Annotated in this window: 15 protein-coding genes and 1 pseudogene; 3 read left to right on the top strand and 13 right to left on the bottom strand. The window is 45.9% G+C overall.

Annotation, left to right across the window (positions count from 1 at the left end; translation table 11 throughout):
* The first annotated feature begins 110 nt into the window (after positions 1-110).
* A complete protein-coding gene (locus DXA20_RS02625; RefSeq protein WP_118559191.1) occupies positions 111-1,055 on the top strand; it encodes a GTP-binding protein in 945 nt (314 codons plus the stop codon).
* 95 nt (positions 1,056-1,150) lie between these two features.
* Here DXA20_RS02625 and DXA20_RS02620 read toward each other — a convergent pair whose 3' ends face one another.
* From DXA20_RS02620 to DXA20_RS17415, 5 genes are all read right to left on the bottom strand, one after another.
* Positions 1,151-2,389 (bottom strand): ATP-binding protein, encoded by a 1,239-nt coding sequence (locus DXA20_RS02620; protein WP_118559190.1) that lies wholly within the window; start codon positions 2,387-2,389, stop codon positions 1,151-1,153.
* Complete coding sequence (locus DXA20_RS02615; RefSeq protein ID WP_118559189.1) at positions 2,389-3,681, bottom strand: hypothetical protein; 1,293 nt, start codon at positions 3,679-3,681, stop codon at positions 2,389-2,391. Before DXA20_RS02615 ends, DXA20_RS02620 begins: the two co-directional genes overlap by 1 nt.
* The gene (locus DXA20_RS02610; protein WP_118559188.1) at positions 3,681-4,484 is read right to left on the bottom strand and encodes a substrate-binding periplasmic protein; all 804 of its coding nucleotides are present in this window, start codon (positions 4,482-4,484) and stop codon (positions 3,681-3,683) included. The genes DXA20_RS02615 and DXA20_RS02610 overlap by 1 nt, the downstream gene beginning before the upstream one ends.
* A gap of 85 nt (positions 4,485-4,569) precedes the next feature.
* Positions 4,570-5,952, bottom strand: a complete 1,383-nt coding sequence (locus DXA20_RS02605; protein ID WP_118559187.1) for an MATE family efflux transporter — start codon at positions 5,950-5,952, stop codon at positions 4,570-4,572.
* A 109-nt stretch (positions 5,953-6,061) separates the two neighbouring features.
* Positions 6,062-7,009, bottom strand: a complete 948-nt coding sequence (locus tag DXA20_RS17415; RefSeq protein ID WP_022305374.1) for a cysteine-rich small domain-containing protein — start codon at positions 7,007-7,009, stop codon at positions 6,062-6,064.
* 230 nt (positions 7,010-7,239) lie between these two features.
* Here DXA20_RS17415 and DXA20_RS02595 point away from each other — a divergent pair, with 230 nt between their 5' ends.
* Positions 7,240-8,661: an alanine/glycine:cation symporter family protein gene (locus tag DXA20_RS02595; protein ID WP_118559186.1), complete on the top strand. Its 1,422-nt coding sequence runs from the start codon at positions 7,240-7,242 to the stop codon at positions 8,659-8,661.
* A gap of 61 nt (positions 8,662-8,722) precedes the next feature.
* Here the strand turns inward: DXA20_RS02595 and DXA20_RS02590 are convergent, their stop codons facing one another.
* From DXA20_RS02590 to DXA20_RS02580, 3 genes are all read right to left on the bottom strand, one after another.
* The gene (locus tag DXA20_RS02590) at positions 8,723-9,322 is read right to left on the bottom strand and encodes a flavodoxin (protein WP_118559185.1); all 600 of its coding nucleotides are present in this window, start codon (positions 9,320-9,322) and stop codon (positions 8,723-8,725) included.
* A 16-nt stretch (positions 9,323-9,338) separates the two neighbouring features.
* A complete protein-coding gene (locus tag DXA20_RS02585; RefSeq protein ID WP_118559184.1) occupies positions 9,339-11,981 on the bottom strand; it encodes a CAP domain-containing protein in 2,643 nt (880 codons plus the stop codon).
* A 223-nt stretch (positions 11,982-12,204) separates the two neighbouring features.
* On the bottom strand, positions 12,205-13,326 hold the full coding sequence (locus DXA20_RS02580) for a 5-methyltetrahydropteroyltriglutamate--homocysteine S-methyltransferase (protein WP_118559183.1): 1,122 nt from the start codon (positions 13,324-13,326) through the stop codon (positions 12,205-12,207).
* Positions 13,327-13,562: 236 nt separating this feature from the next.
* On the opposite strand from DXA20_RS02580, the gene DXA20_RS17410 reads away from it, so the two are divergent.
* On the top strand, positions 13,563-14,867 hold the full coding sequence (locus DXA20_RS17410; protein WP_330420585.1) for a response regulator: 1,305 nt from the start codon (positions 13,563-13,565) through the stop codon (positions 14,865-14,867).
* 185 nt (positions 14,868-15,052) lie between these two features.
* On the opposite strand, the gene DXA20_RS17405 is transcribed toward DXA20_RS17410, so the two are convergent.
* From DXA20_RS17405 to DXA20_RS02555, 5 genes and pseudogenes are all read right to left on the bottom strand, one after another.
* Positions 15,053-15,292 (bottom strand): hypothetical protein, encoded by a 240-nt coding sequence (locus DXA20_RS17405; protein ID WP_330420584.1) that lies wholly within the window; start codon positions 15,290-15,292, stop codon positions 15,053-15,055.
* On the bottom strand, positions 15,268-16,815 hold the full coding sequence (locus tag DXA20_RS02570; RefSeq protein ID WP_330420583.1) for an ABC transporter ATP-binding protein: 1,548 nt from the start codon (positions 16,813-16,815) through the stop codon (positions 15,268-15,270). The genes DXA20_RS17405 and DXA20_RS02570 overlap by 25 nt, the downstream gene beginning before the upstream one ends.
* Positions 16,800-18,529: pseudogene (locus tag DXA20_RS02565) on the bottom strand (ABC transporter ATP-binding protein). Before DXA20_RS02565 ends, DXA20_RS02570 begins: the two are co-directional and overlap by 16 nt.
* Complete coding sequence (locus DXA20_RS02560; protein ID WP_118559182.1) at positions 18,514-19,599, bottom strand: helix-turn-helix domain-containing protein; 1,086 nt, start codon at positions 19,597-19,599, stop codon at positions 18,514-18,516. The pseudogene DXA20_RS02565 and the gene DXA20_RS02560 overlap by 16 nt, the downstream one beginning before the upstream one ends.
* Before the next feature lie 2 nt (positions 19,600-19,601).
* Positions 19,602-19,976, bottom strand: coding sequence for a hypothetical protein (locus DXA20_RS02555; protein WP_147403673.1), 375 nt, complete (start codon positions 19,974-19,976; stop codon positions 19,602-19,604).
* Between the last annotated feature and the right edge of the window lie 343 nt (positions 19,977-20,319).

The following is a 20,319-nucleotide window of genomic DNA, read 5'->3' as shown; positions in this document are numbered from 1 at the left end:
TTAGAAAAGAATATGCCGATAATATCTATCATGATACACAGAATAAAAGATGCTTTTTAAGGACATCTGTGATAAACTGTCCACAAACAGACAGAAAAGAGGTTGCAACTATGATTCAGATTGATTTGATCACGGGATTTCTCGGCTCCGGCAAGACAACGTTTATCCGCAGATATGCGAAATATCTGATCGATCAGGGGCTGAACATCGGAATACTGGAAAATGATTTTGGTGCAGTCAATGTCGATGCCCTGCTGCTGCAGGATATCCTCGGTGACAACTGTACTCTGGAGATGGTCGCCGGCGGCTGTGATGCCGACTGCCACCGCAGACGTTTTAAAACAAAGCTGATTGCGATGGGAATGTGCGGCTACGACCGTGTACTGGTGGAGCCCTCAGGCATCTTTGATATGGACGAATTCTTTGATGCCCTCCATGAGGAGCCTTTAGACCGCTGGTATGCAATCGGCAATGTGATCACGATCATCGATGCAGCTCCGGATCAGGAGCTCTCTAAAGACTCCCGCTATATTCTGGCATCACAGACGGCACAAGCCGGTACCGTCCTCTACAGTCATGTGCAGGAGGTTTCACCGGTGCAGCTTGAAGAGACCAGACGGTTCGTAACCGGTGTTATGAATGAGCTTCATATGACGCTTCCCGCCGGACAGACTGTTTTCCAAAAGGACTGGACCGATCTGACCACACAGGATTTCCGTCAGATCATGAGCAGTGGATATCACGGTGCCGATTACGCCAAGCTCTGGATGGACAGTCAGAAGACCTATGACAGCCTTTATTTTATGAATATGGAATTTACCGAAGATTTTCTTCAAAAGTCCTGCCGCGAAATATTAAATGACCCCGCCTGCGGCAAAGTCTTCCGGATCAAGGGCTTCCAGAAACTTCCGGATGAAAGCTGGATTGCTGTCAATGCAACGCTAAAACAGACGCAGATCCATCCGATTGCTGTCGGCCAGGCGATCCTGATCGTCATCGGTGAAAACCTGAACCGGGAAGCGATCGAAGGCTACTGGGGCAGATCCAGACCTTAGGGTTCAGAAGGACTTAGATCAATACAGGCAGAACGGTAAGCTTTACCATTCTGCCTGTATTTTATTTCTGATATGCTTTTCGTTATTAATATTCCTTACGATGCCCCGGCACCGCCATACCGTTTAATCGTCCGGAATAACTCCTCGAAATCAAGCGGCTTTGAAAGATGGGCATTCATACCTGCCGCCTTGCTCCTTGTAATATCATCTGCAAAGGCATTGGCGGACATGGCGATGATCGGAACACTTCCGGCATCCTCTCTTGACAGACCGCGGATCGCTTTTGTTGTCTCCAGGCCGTCCATCTCCGGCATCATAATATCCATCAGGATCACATCAAAGCTGCCGGGGTCTGACGCTTCAAACTTCTCCAGTGCTTCCCTGCCATTATATGCCTTCGTCACAACAGCACCCTTGTCGGTCAGCATATATTCTGCAATCTCCATATTCAGTTCGTTATCCTCCACTAAAAGCACGCGGAGATCCTGAATGGATACATCGCCGGTCTTTGATTCACCTTCCCCGCTACAATATTTCCGGTCAATCTGCAGCGGCAGATGAACCGTAAAGGTTGTTCCCTTCCCCTGCTCACTGACAAAGGAAATGGTACCTCCCATATGTTCTACCAGCTTTTTGGCGATCGGAAGTCCAAGTCCCGATCCGGAATAGGTTGTCCTGACAGCATCCGACTCCTGTGCAAAGGTATCAAAGGCATGCTTCTGAAACTCCTGACTCATACCGATTCCTGTATCCTCACAGCCAAATTCAAAGGTCGCATATCCGGCATCCACGGACAACTGGCGGCACCATACACGGACGGAACCATTTTCTTTATTGTATTTGATCGCATTAGAAACAATATTCTGGAAAATCTGCTTCAGGTGAAGCGGGCTTCCCACAAAATGCCAGTAATCGCCCTCTGCTGCATCCCTGTGGATCGTGATTCCGTGCTGTGCCGCCTGACTTTCCACCACCAGAAGCGAATCCTTCATAAGCTCCTTAAGATCAAACGGCTTATGCTCCATTGCGATCTCTCCCGCCTCCAGCTTACTCATATCCAGCACGTTATTGACCAGATCCAGCAGGAAATCAGACGCCCCAAGGATCTTATCATAGCACTCATCCGTTTTCTGCACATCCTTCTCACAGGACTTTCCGATCTCTACCATACCACGGATGCCGTTGATCGGCGTGCGGATATCGTGACTCATCCGGCGCAGGAAATCTGTCTTGGCATCATCGGCACGTTTCGCTTCCTCCGCTGTCACACGAAGCTGCTTCTGATACTCCATTTCCTTTCTCTTCTGATCCGTTACATTGCGAAATACCAACATCACAGACTGCAGGCTTCCCCCGGCATCTCTCTGCGGAATGAACAGCGACAGATACCAGTGCCCCTGCTTGCTCTCATATGAATATCCGATAAATGTCTTCCCACGAGGCGTTCATCCAGCGTATCAAGCTCTGCAAAGCTCGTAAAGCCCTCCTGATATGTATCCTGTACCAGTCTGTCCGTAAATACCTTTAACATCTCTCTTGCCGATGGCGTTCCATCAATCACCTCACTGAAACGCTCAGACTTTACAACCGCCTCCCAGCTATCCTCCTTCAGGTGTATCAGCAGATTGGCCTCATAGATACTGGCGATCGTGCTGACCAGATGATACTCCTTCTCCATATGTTTAAGACGCAGCTTTCTGGTATGCTCCAGCAAATTGGCAAGCAGCACACATACCACCATGTATCCCGCACATGCGATCAGCATATAATAGATACGATTGGCAAAAACATTCTTGTCACTGTAAAAAACATATAAATAATAGCTGCGATAAAACTCTTGCTTTCCGTACCAGCTTTTCCCGCTGTCACGCAGTTCAAACAATTTCCCGTCGTTCTGCACCTTGTCCTGTCCGTAAGCACTGATGACCGGACATTGATCCACCGCAAGTCCCTGCAGATCGGATACATTGGTTCCGACAACCGTTTTTCCATCTGTTACTATGATCTGTGCATCACCCTCAAAGGTATCCCCCGCCAGAAGTGAGCCAAGCGAAAGTTCATTCTTATCTGCAATCGTCCTCGTAATATCATCGTAACACAGGATCACACCGGGCTTTTTCGTTCTTGCCACCAGCGCATAATTATAATAACGTCCCTCCAGCTCGATCTGATCCGCATAGGTTTTCCTGGAATCCTGAATAATGCTTTTCAGATTACTCTCCTTACGGATCGCCTTAAGAAGTGCTTTCTCCTCCAGCGGACGCTGTCCCGACCGGAGTACCACCTTCGCATCCGCATCCAGAATACAGATTCCCGTTAGATCCTGCATATCCGTATATTCTTCTAACGATGCCTGAGTCTCCTTCACATATGAACTTAAGGTCCTTGATTTATTGATCACTGTCTGAAGGTCTCTTGTCAGATTTCCAAGCCGATAATCATCGTATTTGCGGCACAGTGAACGCACAAACTGCAGTGTTGTCTCCGCATTTTTCTTTACCTGACTGCACTCAGCATTTGTCACCGCCCCATACACAATTACAAGAAACAGGATTCCAATAACACTAAATATTCCCCCTATTTTGAACGGGCTGTATTCCTGTATCTTCTCATCAGTCTTCCCCATCAGTCAGCCCCTCCATATACATTTCTGTCCACATCTAATCCGTACTTTTCAATAATATTTCCCGTTGTCCCATCCTCTGACATCTCATTTAATACTGTCGTCAGCCGTCCGGCAAGCTTTTCATCGCCGTTTTTGGCAAAGGCAACGCCAAGTTTTGCCTGATGCAGCGTCATATCCAGATAACGGTACTGTCCCGGATAATCCTGTGTATAAACAAGAAGTGCGCCCTCATGTCCTGCAATCGCATCCACGTACCCCTTACGCAGTGCCGTAAATACCTCTCCAAAGGTTCGGTAGGATGCAATTCTTGATACCTCCGGTATCTGATGATTGACCCTCTTCATAAATATCTTCTCTGAAGTAGAATTGGACTGAACCGCAATCGATCTGCCCTTCAGATCGGCAAGTCTCGTCACATCACTGTCTCCCCGTACCACAACAACACGGCGGCTGTAAAGATACGGTCCTGCCCACAGATAATCATCATTATTGTCATCAATGCTAAAACAGCTCCACATACAATCGATCTTCCCACTCTGCAACAACTCCTTTCGCTGTCCCAGATCGATCTCTTTAAAAACCGGACGATAGCCTAAACGTGCACAGGCTTCCTTTGCCAGCTCCACATCTATGCCTGTATAATTTTCTTCGACGTCCTTATAAAAGTACGGTTTATAGATGGCCCCGCCAATCGTAATCTTTGGCAGTGTCTTCTCTTCCGTCTTCGCACTTTCCAGACTGCATGCTGTCAGGAGCACTCCCGCCAATATGCACGCAATAACCGCTGATATTCGATGTTTCATACTGCCTCCGCAACTTTCTTTTCTTTCAAGTATAATCGAACTTTCATTGTCTCTACTTTATCTGTAAGCATTGTCGTGATCCATACTATGCCGGGATCTTCTGTATGATCGTCCGGTAGATCCGGATCAGGAATATCGTGGAAACGATAAATGAGATCACCTCTGCAATCGGGAAGGACCACCATACCATATGAAGTCCTCCGACTCTGGCAAGAACATAGGCTACCGGGATCAGTACCACAAGCTGGCGCATGATCGATACGATCATACTGAATACTGCCTTTCCAAGTGCCTGGAACACAGTACCCGCAATAATACAGAACCATGCGATCAGGTAATGGATACCAATAATCCGAAGTGCCGTCACACCGATCGTCAGCATATCCGCAGAAGCATTGAACATTCCAAGAAGCACCTGTGGAATTGTCTCAAACAAAATAAAACCGATGCAGGTCAGGCAGAACGCCACTGTCATACTTAGTCTTATCGTGTGAACCATTCTCTTTCTCTTGCGAGCACCGTAATTATATGCAATGATCGGAGTAATTCCGTTGTTCAGACCAAACACCGGCATAAAGAAAAAGCTCTGCAGCTTGAAATATACGCCGAATACTGCTGTTGCCGTCGATGAAAAATCGATCAGGATACGGTTCATGCAATAGGTCATCACAGAACCGATCGACTGCATAATAATAGAAGGAATACCAACCGCATAGATTGTGCCGATGATCCTTCCATTCGGACGAAAGCCCTTCAGATGTACATTCACCTCATGGTTAAACTTATGATGACAGGTTCCGGCGACAATTCCGGCAACACACTGACCGATCACTGTTGCAACTGCTGCTCCGGCAACCCCCATCTTCGGTGCACCACACAGACCAAAGATCAGAATCGGATCAAGAACAATATTGGTAACCGCTCCACTCATCTGCGAGATCATACTGAATATGGTCTTACCGGTAGAGGTCAAAAGACGTTCAAAAAAGAACTGGGAAAGCAATCCAAAGGAGAAAATCATAACGGTACTCAGATACTCAATCCCCATAGTCATGATCTCTGCATCCGCCTTTCCTGCCTGACTCGCATAAAACGGTCTGACCACGGTAAAACCAAGGATCAGAAATAAAATATAACTCATGGCATAAATAAATGCGCCGTTTACAGCGATCTTATCCGCCTTCTCATATTCCTTCTCTCCAAGTGCCCTCGACACCAACGCGTTCATACCGACACCGGTACCGGCTCCGACAGCGATCAGAAGTGTCTGAAGCGGAAATGCTAAAGATACGGCTGTCAACGCATTTTCTGACAGCTTTGCCACAAAGATACTGTCCACAATATTGTACAGTGCCTGTACCAACATAGATATCATCATCGGCAAAGACATATTAAATACTAATTTTCCAATTGGCATTGTCCCCATTTTATTTTCTGCGATTGGGGACGAAGTCTGATTTTCACTCATAAATATTTCCTCCATCAATCATCCTTATTTGCGGCTAAATATTAATTTTAACACGAATCCGACTTATATTGCAATATCTAATCTTAATAAGACAGTCCCCTGTCTGCCGCTATGACCGCTTCACATAATTAGCACAAAAACGGCAGCCCTCCTTCTGACCGATACAGCCTGCACAGTCACCACAGTCCGACAATATATCCTCTGTACTGATCAGATAAAGTCCGACCAGACTCATCATTGGCTGCAGCATGCCATCCTCACAACTAATACCGGCATCTGCCGGATCCATAACATCCGTCAGCTTCTCCACCGCCGAAAGCTCCATGCCATAATAGCCCGGTCCAAAGGAATCCGAACAGTAATGCGGTGACGTAACACTGTGCTTTCGTGCCAGATAGTCCCGCACCCACTCTCTCACCACATCCATACATGCGATCTGAAAGGTTTCCAGATAATACTGTGACAATAGTGAGGAAGCCTCCTCCACCGGAAAATCCGGTGCATGAAAGGCATAAAGGTATCCTTCCGTGATCTTACTGCGGTCGATCCGTTCCAGCACCGTACAGAAAATCTCCTGCTTTCCAAAGGAAAAACGGTCATTCTGTACACAAGCTGCATCAAACGGCTGCAGCTTGATCGTCACACGGTAAAGATATTTGTGCTTTTCCATCATATTGGTGACACTGCTGATCGCGGCTCCCCGGTGCTGCCAGAACAGCTCCGCCTCCATCTGATCCCAGGAGGCGATCTGTGCCATTCTCCGCCAGATCTCATTTCTGAAATTCCAGACGTTGACCGAAACCGTAAAGTCCTGCCTGCAAAGCTGCGCGAGTACCTTATCATACATTTCCGGTCTGTGAACTACCATGCAGTTGCTGCAATCCTTGATCTTCTGTCCTTTTCCGCTTAATATCCATTCCGGACTGCCAAGGCATTTTTCCTGCAGATATAACGGACAATAGCAGAACAGACAGTTAAACGAATCCGGATCGTCCACCGGATGACAGGGAAAATATTCACACGCTTTATTCTGATAAAAACGATAGCTTTCTTTCATGGAAAAATCCTCCTTTGATTGGAGTTATTATATCATATATCTGCGCACGCTTTCTGCGCATGACGGAGTTTCGAAGAAACTCCTAATATGAGTCCTTTGGGACTCATTATATCACAAATTCTCTCGCGGGCGCGTTCACATAGTTTTTGTTGAAAAAAAAACAAAAAAACGATATAGTATATTAGGGTTTTATTTTTATGCCCTAAATCACTCACAGGAAGGAAAAAAAAATGTGGAAAACAATCAATGATGTACTCGCAAATATTGACAACCTTGTATGGGGTGTCCCACTTATGGTACTGATCTTATCCGGTGGTATCCTGCTTACTTTACGTCTGGGACTTCTCCAGATCCGTAAGCTTCCTCTTGCCTTAAAATGGATGATCAAAAACGAGGAGGGCGGTGAGGGTGAAATCTCCAGCTTCTCCGCTCTTTGTACCGCTCTGAGTGCAACGATCGGAACAGGTAATATCGTCGGCGTTGCAACTGCTGTTGGCACCGGTGGTCCCGGAGCACTGTTCTGGATGATCGTTGCCGCCTTTTTCGGTATGGCAACGAAGTTTTCAGAGGGACTGCTCGCTGTCAAATACCGTATAGTAGGCGAGGACGGACACAGTCTCGGCGGACCATTCTACTACATTGAGCAGGGAATGGGAAAGAAATGGAAATGGCTTGCAAAGCTGTTCGCATTCTTTGGTGTCTGTGTTGGTCTTTTCGGTATCGGTACCTTCAGTCAGGTAAACGGTATCTCCAGTGCCGTTCATGGCTTCTTTGATCCAAACAACAAACACTGTGTCAACATCATGTTTTTAGGAAAATACTCCTGGTCGGTTGTGATCGCTTCTCTGATCCTCGCGTTCTGCGTGGCAGCGGTACTGATCGGTGGTATCAAACGAATCGCCAGTGTCAGCCAGGTTATCGTGCCATTTATGGCAATCATATATTTCCTGTTTGCCGCTATTTTGATCATCACCAATATTACACAGGTGCCTGCTGCAATCAAGATCATCGTCAAAGCAGCTTTCACTCCAAAGGCGGTGACCGGTGGTGCTGTCGGAAGTATGTTTGTTGCAATGCAGAAGGGTGTTGCCCGTGGTATCTTCTCCAACGAGGCAGGTCTTGGTAGTGCTCCGATCGCAGCAGCTGCCGCACAGACAAAGGAGCCTGTCCGCCAGGGTCTTGTCAGCATGACCGGTACCTTTATCGATACCATTGTGATCTGTACACTGACCGGACTTTCCATTATACTGACCGGTGCATGGAAGGTAGAGGGACTCGAAGGTGTTGCCGTAACTACATATGCATTCCAGAAGGGACTTCCGTTCCCTGCTGAAGTATCCGCCTTCATCCTGATGCTCTGTCTTGTATTCTTCGCATTCACAACGATCCTCGGCTGGGACTACTACAGCGAGCGTTGTCTGGAATACTTAAGCGGCGGTAACATGAAGCACGTCACGATCTACCGCTGGTTATATATCTTTGCCGTATTTATCGGACCGTACATGACAGTAAGTGCTGTATGGACGATTGCTGATATCTTTAACGGACTGATGGCTATTCCAAATATGATCGCCATCTTCGCCTTAAACGGTGTCATTGTCAAGGAGGCAAAGGACTTCTTCCAGAGACATAAAAACGGCGAGTTTAATTAAATACGGTAAAGGAGCATATCAATCATTGATATGGCTCCTTTTTGATTACAATCATTTCCGATTATTTTCCTATGGATTTTGTCCACTTCTTAACAGACTTAAGAGAAACTTCTGTCAGATCCTTTCCCTCGATCACATTTGCTCCCTTGGCAGATTCTCTGATCTCAGACATACTTCCGGAGATTCCGCTTCCACCGCTTGTGCAGAACGGAATAATCTTTTTGCCCTTCAGATCATAGGACTCCAAAAATGTGCGGATGATCTTAGGCTCCTTGCCCCACCAGATCGGATATCCTATATAGATCGTTTCGTACTCACTCATATTCTTGATGCTTCCCGCGATCTCCGGTCTTGCATTGTCATCGTTCTGCTCTTTTTGTGCCCTGCAGTTATCCTTGGTGTAATAGTCCAGATCCTCCCGCGTATATGGCTGTGCCGCTTTGATACGATACAGCTTTCCTTTCGTCGCCTTCTTCACCTTTCTGGCAGCTTTCTTTGTTGTACCTGTTGCCGAAAAATAGACAACCAGAGTTGTTGTTTTCTTATTTGCCTTTGCCTCCTGCCGGCGTCCCCCGTAAATCTGCACCATAACAGATGCCACCACAAGGGCAACTGCCAGAATACCACATAAAACACCAATGACTGCTTTTGATTTCTTCATGATTATTTGCTCCCTTTTATTTCTTATTTTTTACAATTACCCTGCAACATTTTGTTCTTTTTCCACTCTTTACAGTTATACGTGCTTTTCCTGCTTTCTTCGCTTTAATAACACCGTTTTTAGACACCTTTGCGACCTTTTTATTGGATGACGTAAACGTGATCTTGTCTACGCTTCCGGCATTTACCGTTACTTTTAAGCGGTAAGTTTTGCCTTTCTTTAACGTCACTCTTATCTTGCTCAGCGTCATTTTTGTGGTGTGAACGGTTTCGTCTTTATTATCGTCTTTTTTATCATCTTTATTATCGTTTTGATTATCGCCTTTTTTATCGTTTTGATTGTCACCTCTGTTAGCAGACTGCTTATTTTCTATAATTTTGAAAACTTCTGTTCTTTGTCCGCTAAAATTGCCTTTTCCCTGAATCTTAACCACGCCATTTCCAGGTCCTATGTTACTGCTGTATACAGCTACATAATCAACTTTCTCTGTTAATGTTTTTCCATTATAAGTCAGTTTCAGCTTCGGTGTAAGCTTCTTCCCTGTATATTCCTGAGTATCAATTGTTTCAACACTGACCTCTTTGATCGGACGGGATACGATCCGAAATGTCTTACTGGCAGTTCCCTCATAAGAGCCAATTCCGGTAACAGTAACCGTTGCAATTCCTACATTGATATTGTCGGCATAAGAAACCTTGTAGTCCACATCCTTTGTTAACTTTTTCGTTCCCTTCCGCACAGAAACTGCCGGTGTAATCTCCACTCCTGTAAATGTCTGATCAGAAATCATACCAACCGTAATCTTAGCAGTACTTTCTACAATGTTAAAGCTTACTGTGGTTGTTCCCGTAAAATTACCGATTCCTGTAATAGTTGCTGTCGCAATTCCTACATTAATATTGTTATCATAGGAAACAGTATAATCCGTTCCTTTTTTCAAACTCTCATTCGCATAGGTAAGTTTAACAGATGGTTCAATTTCCTTTCCGCTGTATGTCTTATCTGCAATTTTTCCTATAGTAACCTGACTGATCGCACATGGAAGGATCTTAAAAGTTGTTGTACAGGAACCGCCATAATCTCCTCTTCCTGTGATTTTTACAGTGGCAGTTCCTACATTTGTATTATCGCTGTAAGAAACATAATAATCCACACTTTTTCTAAGTACCTTTGTGCCTTCTTTTACAACAACCTCCGGCTTCAATGCAGAACCGGTGTACGTCTGGTCTGCAATTGCATCTACCGAAATATCTGATGGCTTTGTAATCTTAAATGTTATCTCTTTGTTTCCCTCAAAGTTTCCTTTTCCGGTAATGATAATGGTTGCCGTTCCGACATTGACATTATTCTTAAAAGATATTGTGTAATCTGTTCCTTTTACCAATGTCTTATTATTATAAGTAACGGTAAATGATGGCCGAATTGCATCCCCGGTATAAGTCTGGTCTGCAATTCTGCTGCAGGTCGCCTGTCCTATCGCACACGAAACGATTTTAAAGTTCGTCGTATAAGAACCTTCATATGTTCCATTTCCCATAATTTTTACAGAAGCAGTTCCAACATTTGTATTATTACTGTATGAAACAGTATAATCTATATCTTTTACGAGTACCTTTGAACCGTCTTTTACGACCACATCCGGCATCAAAGCATAACCGGTATATATCTGATCCTCGATCGGCTCCACAGAAATATCTGTTTTGCCCACATCCGGACTCGCTGTATGATCATCTTTTGGTCCTGTTTCCTCGCTGACTGTGATCGTACGGCAAAAATCATCTCCGAATGGGTTGGATATCCAGATTTTAGTCGTACCACTCTTTAATCCGATAATCAAACCGTCATCCGACAGGCTTGCAATGGTTTCATCTTCAATTTTTGCAGTACAGATATTCTCTATCACACAATCCTTCTGATACCCCCATTGATCCCGCACATTTATTGCAAGTGAAAAATCTGCTGTCGTTGCTTTCTCTCCGACTGTCAGACTGACATCATCCAGATTTGTTTTTACTGCTGTGATATAAGACGGTGAAACATCTACATCCTCAATCTGCGTACTGTCATTCGCTGCTGAAGCCGTCCCATCCATGACCTTATCACCAAACTCCTGCACCCAGTAATGGCATCCCTGATATACGACATGCCCGATTCCAATAGCCTTAAAATTAGAACTGAGCATATTTCTTCTGTGTCCCTGTCCGCCATAAGGTTCATTCTCTTCCTTCCATCCGTCAAACACCTCTGCTGCACTCTTATAACCGGCAGCAATATTTTCTCCCACCATCTTATATCCGGACGGATATGCAGTCAAATAACTCGTGCCGTTTGATCTGGTATGATCGTAGGAAAGCGCAATCTCTGCTGCCCTTTTCATTGCAACACGCTCTAACTCATAATCATACTGTAACTCCGTGGTCCGCCACGACTCCTTTATACTATCGGTTTTATCCCAGCACCACGCCTCCGTATCCGACGTTCGGAATTCATTGATATCGGCAAGCATCGTCCGTGCTTCTGTCTGTCCATATGTCACCTTGATCTTTACAGGCGGTGTCGCAGCTGAAACCCTCATCTCCCCCCAATATAGGGAGGTAAAGATCATCATCACAGCCATAAACACGCTGCATCTTTGTTTCCATCGGTTTCTTTTACTCATAACTATACCTCCTTACCTTTTAATCTATCATAATTATAACATATCTCTTAGGAAATATATATCCTTAGTTCCTTTTTTTCTTATGATTACATTTCCTTTGAAAAACTTTTCACAAATAAATATCAGCAGGAAAACACAGACAAATGTTTTCCTGCTGATAACATATATTATTTTCTTGTTAGTGATCTGACTTGAATCAATCAGAAAATAAGTCGCAAATTCATTAACAGCCCCATACTTCTTCCGCAACTTCCTTCACAAGAGCGAGTTTTGCCCACTGCTGTTCTTCGGTCAGCTTGTTTCCGATCTCACAGGAAGCAAATCCACACTGTGGACTCAGATAAAGTCTGTCTAGCGGAATATACTTCTCTGCCTCATGAATACGCTTGATCACCTCAGCCTTATCCTCAAGCTCCGGTGACTTTGTCGTGATCAGTCCAAGAACAACCTTCTTGTCTCCGGACACCTTGGAAAGCGGCTCAAATCCGCCGGATCTTTCATCGTCAAACTCCAGGAAATACGCGTTGACATTTTCCTCTCCGAATAACACCTCTGCCACCGGATCATAGGCACCGCTGTTTGCATAGGTAGAGTGGAAATTACCACGGCACACATGTGTATTGATGATCATATCCTCCGGTGCATTTGCAATGACCTGATTGTTGATATCCTTATGACGCTTCTGGACATCCACAGCGCCCTCCGGAGTTGTACCGTAAAGCATTGGTCCTGTCTTGTCGGCAAGCATGCCCCAGGTACAGTCGTCAAGCTGAATGTTACGGCAGCCGGCTGCATAGAGATCATCGATCACCTTTCCATAAGCCTTAACGATATCGGCTGCCAACTCCTCGTCTGTCGCATAGAACTTCTCTGTCTGTTCATGGTTAAACGGCATTGTAAACTGTGCATAAAACTGTGCCGGTGATGGCATTGTCTGCTTTGCCACGGTATTCTCATCCTCAAATGTCTTCACAAAACGAAAATGCTCTACAAACGGATGCTCTCCGGAAATAGCAACCTTTCCATTGATAAATGTATCGTCTACCATAGCAGCCTCTCCATGAAACGGAAGTCCGGTTGTCGTTGGTGTATGGCCGATTCCATCAAATGCCCACATAAAATCAAGATGCCATGTTGCACGACGGAACTCTCCATCCGTGATCACATGATAGCCGAGCTCCTTTGTCTTTTCGATCAGCTCTGTGATCGCATCATCTTCTACCTTTTTCAACTCTTCATAAGAGACCTTTCCTTCATCAAAGCTTCTTCTCGCCTTCTTTAAACGTGCCGGTCTCAAAAAGCTTCCTACAAAATCATATCTGCATGGTGTTGTTACATTACTCATTTTCTCGTCCTCCATCTTTGTAATAAGGACAGTCTAACACTCTCTTTCCAAAAAGAATAATACATATTTCATGCGTTTGTTCATAGTTTCAAACTATGATAGTTCATTTTACCATATTATGACGAAAATGCACAGTCAAAAAGCGATAATATTAAGCAAAATCACAGTTTTTCTTCCATTTTTCACGAATTTATTGTATAATATGAAGCAGAAAATAAACAGGAGAGGTGAATTCTATGTTTAGTCAATTATTTGGAACATACCTTGTAGAAAAACAAATCATTACAAAGGATGAGTACCGTGCAGCCATTGAGAAGCAGCTTTCTGTACGTGTAAAGCTTGGTACCATTGCCATCGCAGATGGATTACTTTCTGAGGAAGACGTAGAAATGATCAATCAGCTGCAGATGCAGTTCGATAAGCGTTTCGGAGATATTGCTCAGGAGAAAGGACTTCTGACCGCTGAGCAGATCGATGCCTTACTGGCAAAGCAGGGAAATCCTTACATGCAGTTTACACAGTCTCTGACAGAATGTACGGAGCTGACCGCTACCGTTATCGACAAGACACTGGCTGCATTTCAGAAGGAGCACGGTTTCTCCGATGCTGATATGACCGCATTAAAAGCAGATGATCTTGATGCACTGATCCCTGTTTTTGCATGTGCCGCCAATCCTCTGATCACAGAGCTTGCCGGTCTCGTTGTCCGCAATATCAACCGTTTCGTATCCAGAGATTTCTATATCGGCCGGATCCGGCATGTAAAGTCTCTGCCATACAGTGCACTTGCCGGTCAGAAGCTGACAGGCAGTACAAATCTCTGTCTCGCACTCGCAGAGGAGTCTTCCGATCAGGCATTTTCTCTGATCGCCGATAATTTCTCCGGTGTTGCTCAGAATGATGCAGCCGATACACTGGATGCTGTGTGTGAGTTTATCAACGTCAATAACGGATTGTTCGCATCTGATCAGAGTGAACACGATAAGGAATTTGAACTGGAACCGGTATTTGCTTATAAGGATCAGTCCGTGGAGGGTGATTTCCATATCCTGCCGATCTTCATTGAGGATCATAAAGTAACTCTTGTGATCGCAGACAATGATGCAGTGAAACCGGGCACTACCCCATACCACTCCTCTTCCAACGAGAAGAAGGTTTATGAAGTCAGTGCCGATGCAAAGGGATCCATCCTTGTGGTTGACGATTCCAGAATGTCCCGTGTGATCCTCAAAAACCTTCTTGAGGAAGAGGGCTATTCCGTAGTCGCAGAGGCTACCAACGGCGAGGAAGCCGTAGAGATGTTTGAACAGCATCCGGTCGATCTTGTCACTCTCGATATCACAATGCCGAAGATGGACGGTATTGAGGCACTGCAGAAGATCCTTGCGATCAATGCGGATGCAAAGGTCATCATGATCACCGCCGCCGGTCAGCAGTCCAAGGTTTTAGAAGCCTTAAAATACGGTGCAAAACAGTTTATCACAAAACCATTCGAAAAGGATGTAGTATTAAACAGTATAAAAGAAGTTCTTGGCAAGTAGACATTTCTCATGTATACAACGTCATAATATTCCATAAGAAAGCACACAAGAGCGAAACATTTTACCGGATGTTTCGCTCTTACTCTTTCCAGAGATATTTATACAGCGAGCCTTTATCGTTTGATGAACTTGGAGCAGTGGCGAAACAAACGCCAGCCACGAAAACACAAAAGATCCACAAAGCCTCAACCGGTAAGCTGCCAGCCCTCCGATCTTTTCCGGATATCCACAAAGTCTCTGTATTTGCCCGGTACCTTGACAAGCTCCTGATGCGTTCCGCACTGAACCACCCGACCGTCGTCCACAACAAGGATCTGGTCCGCCTGCTCGATCGTTGCCAGACGATGTGCGATCGTCACGATCGTCTTGCCTTTTGTCAGCTCTGAGATTGCTGCCTGAATCAGATGCTCATTCTCCGGATCCACACTCGCCGTTGCCTCATCCAGTATGATGATCGGGCGTCTTTAAGGATCGCTCTTGCAATGGAAATACGCTGCTTCTCGCCACCGGACAGACTGCCGCCGCCCTCGCCGATCAAGGTATCGTAGCCTTCCGGCAGTGCCATGATAAAATCGTGGCAGCATGCTTTCTTTGCTGCGTCGATCATTTCCTCCTCTGTTGCATCCGGCTTACCAAAGCAAATATTGTTCCTTACCGTATCATGGAACAGATATACATTCTGAAATACCATCGATATATTGGACAACAGACTGTCACAGGTAAATTCCCGCACGTCATGTCCTCCCACACGGACACTGCCATTGTCCACATCGTAAAATCTGGCGATCAGATTACAGATCGTAGATTTACCGCTTCCGGACGGACCAACCACTGCCGTAACCGTATTCTCCGGAATCGTCACCGTAACATCCTTTAATACCTGTCTGCGTTCCTCTCCCTCTCCATAGGAGAAATCAACATGCTCTAACTCGATATCATACCTGGAAAGAGGAATGTCTTTTCCGTCCGCATCAATAAAGGATTCGCCGGTCAGGGCGTCCAAATGATCCAGTGCGTCATCGATCACCGCCAGCACATGCGCACAGTCGGAAATCGGCTCCAGCGAACCAAAAATATGGAAGGACAACAGCACGACAAGGATCACGGACGTAAAATCAAGCTGTCCCATCACCCCAAAGGAAAATGCTGTGATCACAATAAATACACTTGCCGTTTTCAGTGCCAGCAGATGAAATGCATTATATGGAATATAACCCCACTCTATTTTCAGATTGATGTCTCTGCTGCCGCGGCATGCCTTCGTCATGGCACCCATGGATGCTCCTGCCCTGCCAAAGGATTTCACGACCGCAAGACCTCTGGCATACTCCAGAGTCGCTCCGGTCAGATCCCTGTTTGCCTGCGCAAGCACCGGTGCATTCCGTGTGCTGTACCGGGAGATCACCAGCAGAAATACAAAAGAAACCGCTGCTCCTGTGATGGCGATCAGACCTATCTGCCATTTAATATAAAACAACCACAGAAGAATACATATGAAATTAAGATATCCTCCGACAAAATTGTCGATCATACGGATTCCCATGCCCTCCAGCGTATGAAGTCCGGTTGTGATCGAATTCAGGATCGTGCTTGTATTCATATTCTGAAAATATCCAAGGGATACTCTCTTTAACGCGTCACCTACTGCCAGACGGTCTCTCGCGATCAGTTCATAGCTGATCGCCTCCTGAAATCTTGCCCGCAGATAATCAAACAGAAATCTTAAGAATACAAAGAGTAACAGTATACCGATGCTTCTACTGACCCACGCCGTGGTGAGCATCTTTCCTTTCCCGGTGTATTCCACCAGCTTTCCGATCACGTACGCCGCCCAGATCACCGGCATGGCAGCAAACCATCCGGAGAAGAAGGAGAATACAAAGCCGATATAAAGATTCTTGCGAAAGTCTCCACACCATGCAATAATTCTTTTTACTGTTCCAAACATACTTCTCCGCCTCCTTTCTTTTCTCCGACAGCCCAGTGTCTCGCACCCACATGTGCCTGCCACATTCTCTGATAAAGTGCACAATTGTCAAGCAGTTCTTCCTGCGTTCCCTTTGCCTCCACACAGCCGTTTTTCAGAACAACGATCTGATCCGCATCGGCAATCGTGGACAGACGGTGCGCGATCACAAGAAGCGTCTGTCCCTTTGTCAGGGCTTCAATGCTCTTCTGCAGCTTATCCTCATTTTCCGGATCGGTAAATGCCGTTGCCTCATCCAGAATAACGATCGGCGCATTTTTCAGCATGATACGTGCGATCGCAATACGCTGCTTCTCGCCGCCGGACAGACGTTTTCCTGCCTCTCCTGCCGGTGTATCATAGCCCATCGGAAGCTTCTTGATAAACTCCTCACAGCACGCCTTTCTTGCCGCCTCCTTCACCTGCTCATCCGTCGCATTCGGATCGCCCAGGCGGATATTTTCCAGAATAGAGCACCGGAATAAGAAGTTATCCTGCGTAACAAAGCTACCATTTCCGAGAGCTGCTGAAGCGGCATATCCTTCACATTAACACCGCCGATCGTGATACTACCCTCTGTCACATCCCAGAAACGGGAGATCAGCTTGGCAACCGTTGACTTGCCGCCGCCACTTGGTCCGACCAGTGCCGTGTAGCCGCCCTCCGGCATCGCCAGATCAATTCCGTGAAGCACCTCATCCTTCTGATCGCCCGTATAAGAGAAATGTACCTCCGACATTACAATATCATGACTCTTTAAATCCACGCGCTTCTCCGGCTGCGGCAGTGTTCTCATATTTAACAGTCCTTCAATGCTTTCGATGTTAAATTTCATTTCACGGATATTTTCCATGAAGACTTCGATCTTGGCAAAGGAAGTGACCATTGACATGGATAACATCACTGCAAGAAGCAGCTCGGATATCGTGATCCTTCCACGGATCGTCAGATACAGACCAACCGGCAGCGTTCCAAGGATCGTAGACGGAAACAATGCAAAAGTCAGCTTCATTGTAATCCAGGTCGAGGATAACCACTTTATTACGAACTTTTTGTAATCAAGGATTGCCCCGGAATATTTCTCATAGGAGGTTCCTGCCCTGCCAAACGCCTTGATTACCTCAATACCTTCTATGTATTCCACGATCGTGCTGTTCATATGCGCATTGGACTCATCGTACTTCGTAAAGCTCTTGCCACTGATCACCATCGTCAGGCTCATCAGCACCATCGAAAACGGCAACGTCACCAACGCCGCCAGTGCAATTCGAACATCCACAAAGCAAAGCGCAGCCAGACTGACAACCGGCAGAAGAATATGACCGCTGCCCTCCGGGATCATATGTGCCAGAGGTGGCTCCATATTCTCAATCTTTTCCACCATAATGCTTTTAATCTCGCCGATGCTGTGTCCCTCGACATCTCCCAGAGGTGCCTTTAAAAAACGATCCGTCAGCCGGAGACGCAGCCCCTCCAGAATATGGTATGCTGCAATGTGCGATATCCATGTGGACGCCGAAAAACACACGATCTTTACAACATAAAAGACCAGTGCAAGGATACACCACCGGATAATCTCAGGCATCGGAACCTGTCCTATATTACGGATATACAGGTCTGCTCCCCGATAAATGCAATAATACGGGACAAGTCCACCGATCACACTGATAATGGAAAGGATCACGGACAACCCCATCCTGCGTTCACTGCCATCGGTATAGCGAAACAGCACCTTAAGCCAGCTATCCTTCTTTTCCTGTTTGTTTTCTGACATATTAATCCAACCTTCCTTCTTTCCTGATTCTGTATTCTGCCGGAGAAACACCCATCACACTGCGAAATGCCACGAAATTTCGGATTTTCATAACCCACACAGGAGGCGATCTCCCTGATTTCTCTGTTTTCATCCCGGACCAGCATGCTTGCCGCGACATTGATCCTGTATCTTTTCTGATAGGAGTATATGGAATCTCCATATACATCCTTAAAACACTTCTTCATCGTTGTCGCCGGTATCTCATACATTAAAGACAGCTCCTCAATCGTAAAACGCTTGCTCAGATCACCGGTAATCTTCTCATGCACCGCCCTGATCTTCTCCATCTGCGTTCTGTAATAGTACGGTCTGGTCTCACTGCAGTCCTCCGGTGTCATCGTCTCAAGATACAGCAAAAGCTCTACGACCTTGATCTGGTAATATTCCTTTGACGCTGCCATCTCCGGCCGCTCGAGATTCTTCTGATAAAGTCCGGAAATAATACGCGCAAGTTCCTCGTCCTTATGAAGGATACACGGCTTTTCCCGGTTACAGTAGCGCTCTCGCAGTCTGGAAATATCAACGCTGAAGCCGTGAAACATCTCGTCAAGTGCCTGCTGTGCCTCATCCACATCCATAAATACGCTGACTCCGTGATAGTGGCGGAGCGGATAGCATGTCATTCCCTTATGATTCTCCCTATTATCCAACCGCAGCTCGTTCTCCTGCATAATACTGAACACCCCCGGCTGTACCTCCATCTCGATCCTGCCCTCACGGCAGTGATCCAAACAGAACACCCGCCGATCCTTCTGCAGTTCAAATTCAGAATCACATTTCTCCATATGGATATCCGAGAAGCAGATCATCACACCGGGCATCACCTGATATACAGTCATCACACCCTCACCCGTGGTATCATTTAGCATCAGCACCGAGCAATTCTCGTTTTTCACAATTGTTTTGACATTGTTGCCAAGATTGGCAATCGCCTGTTTATTCACATCCATTCTCATGCCTTTCTGATCTCAATCACTTTGTCGCTCAAACTTCGCTCACATAATCTATCTCTGCGCCCATAATATTTCTTATGTCCGATTACACGCAATAACATTTTGCCTGCCCGGGCATTTGTAAATCCATGAGCTGTGACTAAAAAATTGACGCAGATCAGTAGGATTTCTGAAAAGACTTTGCTTTGCAATGCTTTGATGAATACACATCCGGACGATTGAGCCCCGTAGATGGGCTCAGCTGTTTCGGACGGCACGCTCCCGCTACCACTGCACCACGCAGCGGTACATAACGCCAGTGCCAAGTAGATTAAGAGGGGAATTTTGAAACTTGGGGCGTAAGTACCGGCGGGTGCAAGTGCCTCTCGAAACATCCGATTCCCACCTCGGGGCGAATCCGGGAGGATGTGTTCATCAAACATCAAAGCAGCAAAGCAATTAGTCTTTTCGAAATCCGTTAGTGACAAGACAATTTTTTAGTCACAGCTCATGGATTAATTTGCTTTCCGAGGCAAAATGGCTATCTGCCCTTCAGGACATAAGAAATATTATGGGCGCAGTCAATACTTGTTGTACGAAGTTTACGTCTCGTTAGTTTATCCTAACCGTGTATTATCGTATCATGAATTTACGGCGACATCCATACCAAAAAAGACATTTCTGCTCCATTTAGACAAAAAAATAACACCGGAACCGTTTCACTCCTGACGGATGCCG

Source organism: Roseburia sp. AM59-24XD (assembly GCF_003478445.1).
Taxonomy (GTDB): Bacteria; Bacillota; Clostridia; order Lachnospirales; family Lachnospiraceae; genus Jutongia.
The sequence above is the reverse complement of the archived record's forward strand: the minus strand, read 5'-3'. Positions and strand labels throughout refer to the sequence as shown.